11 protein-coding genes and 1 pseudogene are annotated in these 13281 nt (G+C 64.3%); 6 read left to right on the forward strand and 6 right to left on the reverse strand.

Annotated elements, in window-relative coordinates; genetic code table 11:
• Positions 1–196: 196 nt before the first annotated feature.
• The 6 genes and pseudogenes from FAA86_RS22245 to FAA86_RS22265 form a co-directional block, all read right to left on the reverse strand.
• The gene (locus FAA86_RS22245; protein WP_136543300.1) at positions 197–967 is read right to left on the reverse strand and encodes a COG3904 family protein; all 771 of its coding nucleotides are present in this window, start codon (positions 965–967) and stop codon (positions 197–199) included.
• A 23-nt stretch (positions 968–990) separates the two neighbouring features.
• A complete protein-coding gene (locus FAA86_RS22250; protein WP_136543243.1) occupies positions 991–2298 on the reverse strand; it encodes a hypothetical protein in 1308 nt (435 codons plus the stop codon).
• Between the two features lie 147 nt (positions 2299–2445).
• A complete protein-coding gene (locus FAA86_RS22255) occupies positions 2446–3990 on the reverse strand; it encodes an HWE histidine kinase domain-containing protein (protein WP_167495072.1) in 1545 nt (514 codons plus the stop codon).
• Between the two features lie 269 nt (positions 3991–4259).
• Positions 4260–4442: a hypothetical protein gene (locus FAA86_RS25180; protein WP_342774147.1), complete on the reverse strand. Its 183-nt coding sequence runs from the start codon at positions 4440–4442 to the stop codon at positions 4260–4262.
• Positions 4439–4597 (reverse strand): hypothetical protein, encoded by a 159-nt coding sequence (locus tag FAA86_RS24735; RefSeq protein WP_167495073.1) that lies wholly within the window; start codon positions 4595–4597, stop codon positions 4439–4441. Before FAA86_RS24735 ends, FAA86_RS25180 begins: the two co-directional genes overlap by 4 nt.
• A pseudogene (locus tag FAA86_RS22265) lies at positions 4594–5019 on the reverse strand (sulfatase-like hydrolase/transferase); the annotation flags it as partial. The gene FAA86_RS24735 and the pseudogene FAA86_RS22265, both read right to left, overlap by 4 nt.
• A gap of 425 nt (positions 5020–5444) precedes the next feature.
• Between FAA86_RS22265 and kdpF the strand changes: the two are divergent.
• From kdpF to FAA86_RS22300, 6 genes are read left to right on the forward strand one after another with little or no spacing between them, the layout of a single operon-like run.
• Positions 5445–5531 carry a K(+)-transporting ATPase subunit F gene (gene kdpF, locus FAA86_RS22275; RefSeq protein ID WP_063832233.1) on the forward strand — a complete coding sequence of 29 codons (87 nt, stop codon included), beginning with the start codon at positions 5445–5447 and terminating at the stop codon, positions 5529–5531.
• Between the two features lie 14 nt (positions 5532–5545).
• On the forward strand, positions 5546–7255 hold the full coding sequence (kdpA, locus tag FAA86_RS22280; protein WP_136543247.1) for a potassium-transporting ATPase subunit KdpA: 1710 nt from the start codon (positions 5546–5548) through the stop codon (positions 7253–7255).
• Between the two features lie 10 nt (positions 7256–7265).
• Entirely contained in the window at positions 7266–9302 is a 2037-nt protein-coding gene (gene kdpB, locus FAA86_RS22285) for a potassium-transporting ATPase subunit KdpB (protein ID WP_136543249.1), read from the forward strand.
• Positions 9303–9304: 2 nt separating this feature from the next.
• Positions 9305–9874: a potassium-transporting ATPase subunit KdpC gene (gene kdpC / locus FAA86_RS22290; RefSeq protein WP_136543251.1), complete on the forward strand. Its 570-nt coding sequence runs from the start codon at positions 9305–9307 to the stop codon at positions 9872–9874.
• 7 nt (positions 9875–9881) lie between these two features.
• Positions 9882–12572 carry a sensor histidine kinase gene (locus FAA86_RS22295; protein WP_136543253.1) on the forward strand — a complete coding sequence of 897 codons (2691 nt, stop codon included), beginning with the start codon at positions 9882–9884 and terminating at the stop codon, positions 12570–12572.
• Positions 12569–13258, forward strand: a complete 690-nt coding sequence (locus FAA86_RS22300) for a response regulator (protein WP_136543255.1) — start codon at positions 12569–12571, stop codon at positions 13256–13258. Before FAA86_RS22295 ends, FAA86_RS22300 begins: the two co-directional genes overlap by 4 nt.
• Positions 13259–13281: the final 23 nt, after the last annotated feature.

Raw genomic sequence — 13281 nt, forward strand, 5'->3', positions numbered from 1 at the left:
AGACCACAGCGGTCCTGGCTGGTGCTAATCTCTCTCACCGACGACAGGGCGATCGCCGACAAATGGGGTCTGGCTGTGCTTGGCCGCTGGGTGGCGCGATGGAAGCACCGGATCGATACCCGCTTCATGCAGCGGTATCGATGATGCTCGCAAGCGATGACCGGCAAGGCTTGCAGAACGGCAGACACTGAGATGATCAGTCCGTCTGCTGTGCCGCCGCCACCGGCGCCGTCACCAGCTTGTATTCCGCCATCTCTTCCGGCGTGAGGTAGTAGAGCCGGTCGGGCGGCGTTTCGAGCGCATTGATCCAGAGACCGTTGCCGATCCCCATCTCGTCCAGATGCCGCGCAATGCGCGCTGTCGTGCTCTGGGCCCCGGACATGGCCTGTTCCGGCGAAGGTCGGTCCTGGCCGGCGTTGAAAACCTGATGCACGCCGAGAATGGCGTCCTTCTCCGCCTCGCGGGCAACGCCGCCGGCAAACACCAGAGGGCAGGAAGAGGCACAGAGAGCTTTCGTCGCCACCTCGGTGTTGAGCCCTTTTTCGCGGATCAGCTTGGACATCGCCAGCGCATCCTCGACCGAGCCACCCGGTGAATTGAGCGAGACCGCCTTCACATATTCGCCGCGGGCGGCGATCTCTTCGGCAAAGCGGTCGGCAGCGCCCAGATCGATCGATCCCTCGGCCTTCAGCACGCCACCTGACAGAAGCTCGAACCGCATCGGCTGGCGCAGCACCTCCTGCGGCGTTCCGGGTTCGACCGGCGGCCCCTGAGGGTCGCCGTCTGTCAGCGCCGGCGGCAGCACCGGGGCATCGGTGGTCATCGGGTCGTGGCCGGGCAGGGCTTCATTGGCCAGCTGCAATTCGCGCAGGTCGACGAAGAGGAAAGCACCCGCTGCCGCCAGGAGGCCGAAGAAGGCTCCACGCATCAGCAAGCCATCATCGGCTGTCAAAAACGCATGCTTCATGCGTGGGAAGAGCGACGATGGCCTCACGCGGGCGGCCCCTTGCGCGGCGCCTTGGCCGACATGTCGAGGCTGGTGATGTTGGAATCCGTCCGCGCCAGCTCCTCTTCGTTTTCGGCAGATTTCACGGCCTGTTCGACATCGATCCCCTGCCGGCCCAGCGCGCGGTGAACCTCGAGCGCCTCCAGAAGCTCGGCGGCCGTGATCCGCTGGGCAAAGGGCATCCGCTCCTCCTGCCGCCGGATCGCCCCATGGACGACGGCGAGGATGAAGACGAGGACCGCCGGCAACAGGTCGATCGAGATCGCCCCCGCCCAGGCCGGAATGAAGTCGGCGGCATAGCGCAGCACGGCCTCTGCGGAAGACAGGGGCACGAAGCGGCGATCGGCAACCGGCTCCCGCGCAAGGATGTCGTCGGCCGCCTGTGACAGCACCTGCGACTGGGCGGAGACCGAGGCGCGGATCGTCTCCATCACCTGATCCTGTCGGTTGACGAGATCGGCACCCCGACCATCGGCAACAGGCGCAATGAAGCCGAGGGAAAGGTCTTCCGCGGCGCGCTTGACCGAAGGGGCGATCGACGTCTGCTCCAGCGAGGTGATGACGCCCGAAAGCGCCACGACCTCGGCCGAGAAATCATCGCTGCGCGGTGCGATCGCGCCGGGGGCGGAAACCAGCTTGCGCATGGTTTCGAGATGGCTGCGTCCCTGGTCGAAGAGGGTGGTGACCCGTTCTCGCGAGGCGGTGATCCCGGTTTCCAGCTCGTTGAGCTGCGCCGACATCTGCGACAGCAGCTGCACCACGCTGCCCGAACCGGTCGTGCCGGTCAGCGCCCCGTTCTGGCGTTCGTCTTCGGCAAGCCGCGCAAACCGCTCCGACGTCCGCTGGATGTCGGGCAGCAGGCTCTGCGCCGCAAGCGCATTCTGATGCGCCTGGTCGAGGTCGGCGGTATAGTCTTCGACTGTCTCGGCGAGATGCTGTTCAAGCGCCGCCGATCCTGCAAGCGCCGCCGCATTCAGCCAGCTGGACATGGCAATGATCATGGCGCAGCCGAGTGCCATGACGCCGATCATCGCGCCACGGGCGGCGGCACCCGTCACATGCGGATAGAAACGCGCCATGTAGGACCAGAAGGCGTAGATCGCCACCGACACGGAGGCCGAGTAGATGATCGCGGCGAAGAAGACCGCCGTCGCCGAGCCGTCGAGCAGGCTGCGCACGCCGAGATAGGTATAGACGCCGGAAGCGAGAGCCAGAACGGCGAGCGCAAAGCGCGTCATGGTTTCGACGGCCAGGACGCCGTCTTGCAAGCGATGCGATGCGCCAAGCGCCATGAAGACCTCCGACAGGAATGAATTCTTACCAAGTTCTTAAGAACGGGGCGAAATGAGGGCCGGCGGGGCTTTCCGGCCCCACCTGCCACTGTTGTGATCGGCCGATAAGGAGAGATTCTGCGTCTTGGAGGCGATACCGGCCGGCTTTCAGCTGGCGAAGGCGCCGGACGATCCCTCTGAGGCGTGCGGCAGGGGGATGCTGAGCCGCATCCGATATTGATCACCCTGCTCGACGGTGATCGTGCCCTGCCATTTCCGGTCGACAAGCTGATGGATGAGCTTCGAGCCGAAACCGGAGGCCTTGTCGGTGGCGGGTGCCTGACCGGAAGACATTGGATCCATCCATTCCGCTTCGAAGCGCGATCTGTTTTCCGCTTCGACCGTCCGCCATTCCAGCGTCACGACGCCGTCGTCGAGGCCAAGGCTGCCATACTTGATCGAGTTCGTGGAGAGTTCGCTGAGAACGAGGCCGAGATCGAAGCTGAGCTCCGGCGGCAGAAGGACATCATTGCCCTTCATCTCGATCTTCTCGGCGAAGGGCGAGAGCGTCTCCTCGGCGAGTGTCTTGAAGCGCGTATCGGACCAGCCCTGCTGGGCAATGGCATGATTGGCGCGCGCCAGCGACGAGAGCCTGTGATTGAAAGCCTCACGAGCCGTGTCGGGATCGGCGGAATGGCGAAAGGTCTGCGCCGCAATCGAGCTGACGAGTTGAAGCATGTTGCCGGCGCGATGCGCCATCTCGCGGATCAGAAGCGTGCTTTGCGCCTTGGCTCGCTCCCGGCGCACGGCATTGGAGATGATGGCCGCAAGCGAGATCAGGAAGCTCGCATCGCCCTGGTCGAACAGGCGCGGCTCGGTCGAGTGAACGCCGAAGACGCCGTAGGGCCGACCATCCGAGCCGGCGATCGTCACGCTCATGCCGCTGACCACTCCGTGCTCGTGCAGGAGAGTGGGGCCCGAAAACCGCGTCTCTGTCGCGAGATTCTCGACGATCACGATGCCGTTCGACTGCAGGGTATAGCCTGCCTGGGAGGCGCGTTCGATGCCGACCGCGGCCGAGCCGACCAGTCCCGCCTGCCAGCCGATGCCGGCGACCAGAGTCAGGTGCTCGGCGGAATCGGCGAATGCCAGGATCTTGGTCAGCGGCAGGTCGAGCGCCTCTGCGGCCACGGCGACGGCCTTGTCGAGGATGGTCTGGAAGTCCACCTCCTGGAATGCCAGCTGGCCGGTTTCCGCAATCGCCGTCTGCTGCGCCAGGCGCCGTCTGGTTTCCGCAAGCGCCAGATCTTTCTCGCGCTCGAGCCGCTTGCGCTCCGTGATCTCCACGGCCGCGACATTGGCTGCGACAACCTCGCCGTGTTCGTTGGTGACCGGCGACCAGAACTCCATCCAGAAACGCTCCTCGCCTGGGGCGGCAGAGGTCTCACCCGATACTTCGAAGGGACCAACTGGCTCGCCGGTATGCACAATTTGATCCATCAGCTGGCGGGCCGCGGGTACAAACTCTGGGATGACGTCGGAGACAGTGCGTCCCATGTGATCGTCCACAGGGTAACCGTTGAATTGAGCCATCGTTTCATTGACGCGCAGAAATTTGAGCTCGCGGCTGATCACGCACAGCCCGACGGGCACCGCATCATAGTCTGCATCCGCGCCCTGGTCGGCTGCCGTCTCTGTCAGGTCTGCACTCATGTGATGGTCCCTCCAGAGCCGCGAAGCTCTCACAGCCACTGCGACTTTTATGCCCGACAACCATGTATGGCCGCAGACCCGCAACGCAAGTGCCGAGCGCAACTGCCCGCGTCCTCGACCAGAAAGTGATGTGGACAAGGTCGTTGACGGCCGGAGTGTCCAGGCGGGGTCGATACGCTGAGATATCAAGTAGGTCATCTGACTTGGCGGCTTCGCGAACGGTGGAACACCGACCGCATGCTTGACGGCGATCTACCAGTGCTCGCGCACTACCTCATCTGCGGAAACGAAAGCTCACACTCGAAGCCGTTGCCCCCGTCTTCGAGTATGACGCTCCGAAGATTCATCGCGCCGTTCATCTGCGCCATGAGCCTGTCGACGATGGCAAGGCCGAGGCCGGAACCCGGTTTGCTGGTCTGGCCGCGTTTGAAACGGGTTCGGTAGACATTCACATCGGGATCGAGCGGGACCGGGACGGCGTTGGTGACCGTGATGCGGCCATGGGCCGTCTCGTCAGTCGTGTCAGGCCGCCGGCCGAATAGCCGGCTGCGGAGAACAGATGGGAAATTCCGGCCTGCTTCGGCGCCTGTTCAGTCTGATGGGTCATGAGTGAGCTCCCGTGCGGCAGGCGGCGAAGATATCTAGCGCGGGATCGAGGACCTGCGTTTTCACCTGCATCAGGCCGAGAACGCTGTGAAATAGGTTGTCATGCGAATGGGCTGCCTCTGCATTGGCCGCGAGGCAGGAGGTGTCGATCCCTGACGATTGCCGGAGGCCCGGCGATACCCAGAGAACGAAGGGCACATGGGTCTGCTCAGTCGGTGCAAACATGTAGGGCGCCCCGTGGAGGCAGAGACCGTTTTCACCCAGCGATTCCCCATGGTCCGACATGTAGATCATCGCCGTGTCCAGCCGGTCGCCATGGGGACCGAGTTTATCGATCACTTCTGACAGAATGTGGTCGGTATAGAGCAGGGCATTGTCATAGGCGTTGGTGATGGTCTCCGGCGTGCAGGTATCGAAGTCGGATGCTCAGCCATTCGCTGCGCATCCGCGGCCTGAAGCTCAGAAGCGTCTTGAACAAGCCCGCTTCCTTTCATGCATGGATCAAAGAGATCCGATGCACTGACCCGGAAAGCTGACAGGAACCTGAACGGCGCTGCGGGGGCCGATAGTGGCTTGGGAAGAGGGAGCCAGGATCAACAGGGAATTACGGTCCGGAGCGGAATCTCTGCGCTTCCGCCAGCCCCTGACGGGCATCCTTATCTTTTCTTTATTCCGCCCGCCGCTCTTCCCAATCGAAGCCTGACGCGGGGTGCCCTTAATCCTGTCCGTGTAGCAACAGGAGACACGGGATATGTCCGACTTCATCTTCATCGCGCTCGGCGCCAGCACGCTTCTCGTGCTGGCGGTTTACGCCCGCGCGCTCGACCGGCTTTGAGGGAGGGTTGCAGATGCTTGAACCTCTCTTCGGCCTCTTCGTCGCGCTGGCCCTCGGCGCTTATCTCGTCGTGACGCTTTTGCGTCCCGAGCGTTTCTGATCTGGAGCAGTTCCATGACATCAGTCGGATGGCTGCAGATCAGCCTTCTCTTCCTTGCCGTTCTCATCGCCATCAAGCCACTCGGTCTCTACATGGCCCGGGTGTTTTCCGGTGAGCGGACCTTTCTTTCGCCCATTCTCAGCCGCGTCGAGCATGACCTTTACCGCGTGAGCGGCGTCACCCCTAAGAAAGAGCAGAGCTGGCTCGGCTACACGCTTGCCATGCTCGCCTTTTCGCTCGCCGGCTTCCTGGCGCTCTATGCCATGCTGCGGCTGCAGGCCTATCTGCCGCTCAATCCGCAGGGCTTTGCCGGCATGCCGTCGGATCTCGCCTTCAACACGGCCGTCTCCTTCGTCACGAACACCAACTGGCAGAACTATGGCGGCGAGACCACGCTCAGCCATTTCAGCCAGATGGCGGGGCTGACGGTGCAGAATTTCCTGTCCGCTGCCACCGGCATGGCGCTTGCCGTTGCCGTCACCCGCGCGCTTGCCCGCTCGAAGGTTGCGACGCTCGGCAATTTCTGGGTCGATGTGACCAGAGCAACCCTCTACGTGCTCCTGCCGATGGCGATCGTCGTCGCGCTTGCCTTCGTCGCACTCGGTCTGCCGCAGACGCTCCAGGGTTCCGTGACCGCCACGACGCTCGAAGGCGCCAATCAGGTCATTTCGCTCGGCCCCGTCGCATCGCAGGAAGCGATCAAGCAGCTCGGCACCAATGGCGGCGGCTTCTTCAACGTCAATGCCGCCCATCCTTTCGAAAACCCGACGGCCTGGTCGAACTACCTCAACATCTTCGCCATGCTCTCGATCTCGGCGTCGCTTGTCTACACTTTCGGCCAGATGGTCGGAAACCGCCGGCAGGGCTGGGCGCTCATCTCGGCCATGGCGGTCCTGCTTATCGCAGGCGTGGCCGTGAGCTATTGGGCCGAAGCCCAAGGCAACACCATCCTGACGGCCATTGGCGTCGATCCGGCCCTGGGCAACATGGAAGGGAAGGAAGTCCGCTTCGGCCAAGCGATGACCGCGCTCTATGCGGCTGTCACGACGGGCCTATCGGACGGTGGCGTCAACGGCATGCACGGCTCGCTCACCGGCCTCGGCGGTCTTGTCCCGATGTTCCTGATGCAACTCGGTGAAGTGCTGCCGGGCGGCGTGGGCTCCGGTCTCTACGGCATGCTGGTCTTCGCAATCCTGTCGGTCTTCGTCGCCGGCCTCATGGTCGGCCGCACGCCGGAATTCCTCGGCAAGAAGATCGAGGGTCGCGAGATGAAGTTCGCCATGCTCGCCGTGCTCATCCTGCCGCTGGTGATCCTCGGCTTCACCTCGGTTTCCGCCATGCTCCCCTTCGCTGTGGCAAGCGTCGGCACCGCTGGCCCTCACGGACTGTCGGAAATCCTCTATGCCTACACGTCGGCCACCGGCAACAACGGCTCGGCCTTCGGCGGCCTTACTGGCAATACGCTCTGGTACAACACGACGCTCGGGATCGCGATGCTGCTCGGCCGCTTCGCCTATATCGTGCCGGTGATGGCGATCGCCGGATCGCTCGCCGCCAAGGTGAAATCGCCGGCCTCCGAAGGCACCTTCCCGACAGACGGCCCGCTCTTCGTCGGCTTGCTGATCGGCATCATCCTCATTCTCGGCGGCCTGCAGTTTCTGCCCGCGCTGGTGCTCGGCCCAATCGTCGAACACTTCGCCATGCTCGCCGGCCAGACCTTCTAAAGGACCCATCATGTCAAAAGACCAAAAAGCCTCCGGTCTTCTCGACCCTGCAATCCTGCTTCCGGCGATGCGCGATGCAGTCGTCAAGCTCGATCCCCGCAAGCTGTTGCGCAACCCGGTCATCTTCGTGACCGAGATCGTCGCCGTCGTCGTGACGATCCTCTTCATCCGCGATCTCGTAAGCCAGTCCGGCGGCGCGGGCTTCTCCGGCCAGATCGCCGCCTGGCTCTGGTTTACCGTGCTCTTCGCCACCTTCGCCGAAGCCGTAGCCGAGGGCCGGGGCCGCGCCCAGGCTGACAGCCTGAAGAAGACCAAGTCAGAGCTTGTCGCCCGAAGGCTCGGCGCAGGCGGTGAGATCGAAACCATCCCGGCCTCCAGCCTCAAGGTCGGCGACGTCGTGCTGGTCGCGGCCGGTGAACTCATCCCCGGCGACGGCGAGGTGATCGAGGGTGTCGCCTCGGTCAACGAAAGCGCCATCACCGGCGAATCCGCCCCCGTGATCCGCGAATCCGGTGGCGACCGTTCGGCGGTTACGGGCGGCACGCAGGTGCTGTCGGACGAGATCAAGATCAGGATCACGGTCCAGCCCGGCTCCTCCTTCGTCGATCGCATGATCGCGCTGATCGAAGGCGCCCAGCGCCAGAAGACGCCGAACGAGATCGCGCTGTCGATCCTGCTGTCGGGCCTGACCTTGATCTTCCTCTTCGTCTGCTTCGCGATCTGGGGCCTCGCCGGCTATTCCGGCACGGTACTCTCGGTCACGGTGCTGGCGGCCCTGCTGGTGACCCTGATCCCGACCACGATCGGCGGTCTTCTCTCGGCCATCGGCATCGCCGGCATGGACCGCCTTGTCCGCTTCAACGTCATCGCCACCTCCGGCCGCGCCGTTGAAGCCGCCGGCGATGTGGATACGTTGCTCCTCGACAAGACGGGCACGATCACCTTCGGCAACCGCATGGCCAGCGACTTTCTGGCTGCGCCAGGCGTCACCCCGGCAGAACTCGCGGAAGCGGCCCTCATCGCCTCGTTGTCGGACGAAACGCCGGAAGGACGCTCGGTCGTGGCGCTGGCGACAGGGGAATTTGGCGTGCCCATGCCGAAGGCCGAGTTCGACGCCGTCATCGGCTTCACCGCCGAAACGCGCCTCTCCGGTGTCGACATCGGTCAGCGTCGCCTGCGCAAGGGGGCCGTTGATGCGGTGCTGAAGTTCGCCGGTCTGACCGATCAGGATGCCCCGACCGAATTTCGCCGCGCCGTCGATCAGGTCGCTCGTACCGGTGGCACGCCGCTCGGCGTTGCTGACGGCAACCGCCTGCTCGGCGTCATCCACCTCAAGGACGTGGTGAAACCAGGCATCAAGGAACGCTTTGCGGCGCTGCGCGCCATGGGCATCCGCACGGTCATGGTCACCGGCGACAATCCGGTGACAGCAGCCGCCATCGCTTCGGAAGCCGGCGTCGATGATTTCCTCGCCCAGGCCACCCCGGAAGACAAGCTCGCCTATATCAGGCGCGAGCAGCAGGGCGGCCGGCTGATTGCCATGTGCGGCGACGGCACGAATGATGCGCCGGCCCTTGCCCAGGCCGATGTCGGGGTCGCCATGCAGACCGGCACCCAGGCCGCCCGCGAAGCCGCCAACATGGTCGACCTCGATTCAAGCCCAACGAAGCTCATCGAGATCGTCGAGATCGGCAAGCAGCTGCTGATGACGCGAGGCTCGCTGACGACGTTTTCGATCGCCAATGACGTGGCCAAATACTTCGCCATCATCCCGGCGCTGTTCGTCGCCACCTATCCGGCGCTTGAGGCCCTCAACATCATGGGGCTGGCGTCACCGCAATCCGCCATCCTGTCCGCCGTCATTTTCAACGCGCTGATCATCGTCGTCCTGATCCCGCTCGCCTTGAAGGGCGTCGCCTACCGCCCCTCCGGCGCGGCAGCACTCCTGCGCCGCAACCTGCTCGTCTACGGCGTCGGCGGCCTGATCCTTCCCTTCGCCGGGATCAAGGTCATCGATATCGCCGTCAGCGCTCTTCATCTGGTGTAATCATGCTCAACCATCTCAGACCCGCACTCACCCTCGTCGTCATCATGACCCTGCTGACCGGCCTGGCCTATCCGCTGGCAATTAACGGCATTGCCCAGGCGGTGATGCCCGCAAACGCCAACGGCAGCCTCATCGAACGCGACGGCCAGATCATCGGCTCGGCCCTGATCGGGCAAAACTTCACCTCGGACCGCTATTTCTGGCCGCGTCCTTCGGCAACCGGCCCGGACCCCTACAACGCTTCAGCCTCGTCCGGCTCGAACCTCGGCACGACCTCGGTCAAGCTCAAGGATCGGGTGGTCGCCGACATCGATCGACTGAAGGCAACCGGGCTTGTGGCACCCGTCCCCGGCGATGCCGTCACAACCTCGGGCTCCGGCCTCGACCCGCATGTCTCGCCCGCCTTTGCCGAGGCGCAGGTTGATCGTGTCGCGCAGGCGAGGGGGCTCCCGCCCACGGAGGTCGCCGATCTGGTTGGTCGGTTGATCGAAAAGCCGGACTTCGGCGTTATCGGCGAAGCAAGGGTCAATGTGCTAGAGCTCAATCTGGCGCTTGATGCCCTGAACAAATGAGAACTTGATGGCGGACGACGACCGCAGGGACGAAAGACGTCCCGATCCCGATGCCCTGCTTGCCCTGGCGGAGAAAGACCGCCGGGGCAAGCTGACCGTCTTCCTGGGCGCAGCTCCAGGGGTCGGCAAGACCTATGCCATGCTGTCGCGTGCCCGACGCCTCAAGGCGGACGGGCTCGATGTCGTGGTGGGGCTGGTCGAAACCCACGGGCGAAGCGAGACGGCGGCACTGCTGGAGGGGCTGGAGATCATGCCCCGCCGGCGGGTGGCCCATCGCGGACGCATGCTGGAGGAGTTCGATCTCGATGCGGCGCTCGAGCGGCGCCCTCGCATCGTCATCGTCGATGAGCTCGCCCACACCAATCCGGAGCATAGCCGCCATCCCAAGCGGTACCAGGACATCGAGGAGCTGATCGCGGCCGGCATCGACGTCTGGACGGCACTCAACATCCAGCATCTCGAAAGCCTCGCCGATCTGGTCGCGCAGATCACGGGGGTGACGGTGCGCGAGCGCGTGCCCGACGTGGTGCTGAAACGGGCCGACGACGTGCTGCTCGTCGACCTCTCGCCCTCGGAACTCATCGAACGGCTGAAGGAGGGCAAGGTCTACCTGCCCGAAAGCGCGAGCCGCGCCGTTGACCGCTTCTTCCGTCTCGGCAATCTGACGGCGCTTCGCGAACTGGCGCTGCGCCGCACTGCGGATCGCGTCGACGACCAGATGGTCGATTATCTGAAGCAGAACGCGATTGACGGCCCCTGGGCGACGGGCGAGCGGCTCCTGGTCTGTGTCGGATCGGACGCCCTCTCGGAAAAGGTCGTGCGGGTGGCGAGCCGGCTCGCCTCCGGGCTCAATGCGCCCTGGCTCGTCGTTTCGATCGAGCGGGCCGACCGGGAGGTCGAGACACCCGAGCGCCTGCAGCGCATCGAAACCCTCTTTCGCCTTGCCGAACAACTCGGTGCTGAAACGCGACGTATCATCGGCAATGACTTTGTCGAGGAGATCCTGAAGCTCGCTCGACGCGAGCATGTGACCCAGATCGTGATCGGCACCCGCAAGCGGAACCCTTGGCAAAAGCTCGTCAGCCGCTCTCTGCCGGATGCTCTCTCACGCAGCGCGTCCGGCCTTGGCATCCACATCGTGACCCCGGACGGCACCGCCAATGAGACCCGCCGCGCGCCCTTCAACATGCCGAAAGCCTCGTCCCTGAGGCAGTCGGCGCTCTCGGCGCTCGGCTTCGTCACCCTGACTGCCCTGATTGGGAAAGGCATCGACCTCTTCGTCGATTTGCCGAACATCTCGCTGCTCTTCCTGCTGGCCGTGCTCGGCGCGTCTGTCGTCGGCGGCTATGCGGCGGCATTTCTGGCCGCAGCCCTTTCGGCGCTCGCCTACAACTTCTTCTTCATCGACCCGATCCACACCTTCACGATCGCAGCGCCGCACGAGGTCTTTGCCCTCTTCATCTTCCTCGCCGTTGCTATGATTGCGGGCGGCTTCGCCTCGCGCATCCGCGAGCAGGCGGAGGTGGCCCGTTACAGGGCAACCGCGCTGCAGTCGCTCTATGACTTCTCCCGCAAGCTCGCGAGCACCGCCAAGGGCGAGGACGCGATCTGGCTTGCGGTTTCACAGCTGCAGGCGAGCCTCAAGCGCAGGGTGGTGCTGCTCCTGCCGCGCAAGGGCGATCTCGCGGTCGCCGCCGCCTGGCCGCCTGATACCGAACTCGACGTCACCGACCTGACGGCGGCGCGCTGGACCCATGACAAGCGGGAACCGGCCGGCCACGGCACCGGGACACTGCCAAACAGCCGCTTCGAGTTTCGCCCGCTGCTCGGGCCCCACGGCATCGTCGGTGTCTGCGGCATCGAGCATTCCGGCGAGCGGCTGGACCTCAATGCCGAGCGCTCGCTGACCGCCATTCTCGACCAGACGGCGATCGCCCTCGACCGCGCACGCCTTGCCGACGAGACGGTCGAACAGGCCGCGCGGCTGGAGGGCGAACGCTATCGTGAAGCGCTGCTCTCCTCCATTTCGCATGATCTGCGCACGCCGCTCGCCACGATCACCGGCGCCGTCACGGGCTTGCGCGAACTCGGTGAACGCATGACGCCGGAAAACCGCGACGACCTTCTGCAGTCGATCGAGGAGGAAAGCGGCCGCATGAGCCGCTTCGTCGCCAATCTTCTTGACATGACCCGCATCGAAGCGGGGACCCTGAAGCCCAAGCAGGACTGGGTGGATATCGCCGACGTGGTCCAATCCGCCGTCGAGCGCACCCGCAAACACGCGCCCGGTCGAAGCATCGAAACCGGCATTGCCGCCGATCTGCCGCTGATCCGCGGCGACAGCGTGCTCATCGCCCAGGTGCTGTTCAACCTCCTCGACAATGCCGTGAAATACGGCGGCGAAGAGCCGGTCAATGTCTATGCCCGCCGCGACGGCAAGGATGTGCTGATCTCGGTCACCGACCATGGCAAGGGCATTCCGCCCGAAGATCTCGACCGCATCTTCGAAAAATTCTATCGCAGGGGAAAACCGGACGGTCGCTCACCGGGCACGGGGCTCGGGCTTTCCATCGCCCGCGGCTTCGTCGAGGCGATGGGCGGACGCATCCATGCCGAGAGCCCGGCGCTGAAGAAGAAAGGCACACGCATCGTCATGCGGTTTCCCGCCCACAGCGAAGACAAGGTCGGTGCCCGATGAACCAGTCCCGCATCCTGGTCGTCGACGACGAGCCGCAGATCCAGCGGTTCCTGAAACCCTCGCTGACCGCCGCCGGCTACGAGGTCGTCGAAGCGATGACGGGAGCCGAAGCCTTGAAGGCCGTCGCCACCCAGGCGCCCGATCTCGTCATCCTCGATCTTGGCCTGCCGGACATGGACGGCAAGGAGGTCATTGCGAGCCTCAGGGGCTGGTCGGACATTCCGATCCTCATTCTCTCCGCGCGGGACCGCGAGAGCGAGAAGATCGCCGCCCTTGATTTGGGCGCGGACGATTACGTGGAAAAGCCGTTCGGCATCGGCGAATTGACCGCCCGCATCCGCACCGCCCTCCGCCATCGCGGCCGCCGCGACGCCATTCCGACGGTGACGGAAATCGACGGCCTGACCATCGACCCGATCAAGCGTCTGGTCTCGCGGGCCGGTGACCCGGTGCATCTGACGCCGAAGGAATACGACCTGCTCCTGCTGCTCGCCCGCCACGCCGGCCGCGTCGTCACCCACCGTACCCTGCTCACATCCGTCTGGGGCCCCGCCCATGGAGACGACCTCCACTACCTGCGCGTCTTCATCGGCCAGCTCCGCCAGAAGATCGAACGCGACCCGACACATCCTCGCATCGTGCGCACCGAACCGGGCGTGGGATACAGGATGGCAGAACAGGAGTAAAACCTGCTACCGGGCCCCAGCCA

It is taken from the genome of Rhizobium rosettiformans W3 (assembly GCF_004912135.1).
GTDB lineage: Bacteria > Pseudomonadota > Alphaproteobacteria > Rhizobiales > Rhizobiaceae > Allorhizobium > Allorhizobium rosettiformans.

Coding starts and splice junctions, on each gene's coding strand:
- FAA86_RS22295 (WP_136543253.1), top strand. CDS start 9,882: ATGGCGGACGACGACCGCAGGGACGAAAGACGTCCCGATCCCGATGCC.
- FAA86_RS22250 (WP_136543243.1), bottom strand. CDS start 2,298: ATGGCGCTTGGCGCATCGCATCGCTTGCAAGACGGCGTCCTGGCCGTC.
- kdpA (WP_136543247.1), top strand. CDS start 5,546: ATGACATCAGTCGGATGGCTGCAGATCAGCCTTCTCTTCCTTGCCGTT.
- kdpB (WP_136543249.1), top strand. CDS start 7,266: ATGTCAAAAGACCAAAAAGCCTCCGGTCTTCTCGACCCTGCAATCCTG.
- kdpF (WP_063832233.1), top strand. CDS start 5,445: ATGCTTGAACCTCTCTTCGGCCTCTTCGTCGCGCTGGCCCTCGGCGCT.
- FAA86_RS24735 (WP_167495073.1), bottom strand. CDS start 4,597: ATGACCCATCAGACTGAACAGGCGCCGAAGCAGGCCGGAATTTCCCAT.
- FAA86_RS22245 (WP_136543300.1), bottom strand. CDS start 967: ATGAAGCATGCGTTTTTGACAGCCGATGATGGCTTGCTGATGCGTGGA.
- FAA86_RS22300 (WP_136543255.1), top strand. CDS start 12,569: ATGAACCAGTCCCGCATCCTGGTCGTCGACGACGAGCCGCAGATCCAG.
- kdpC (WP_136543251.1), top strand. CDS start 9,305: ATGCTCAACCATCTCAGACCCGCACTCACCCTCGTCGTCATCATGACC.
- FAA86_RS22255 (WP_167495072.1), bottom strand. CDS start 3,990: ATGAGTGCAGACCTGACAGAGACGGCAGCCGACCAGGGCGCGGATGCA.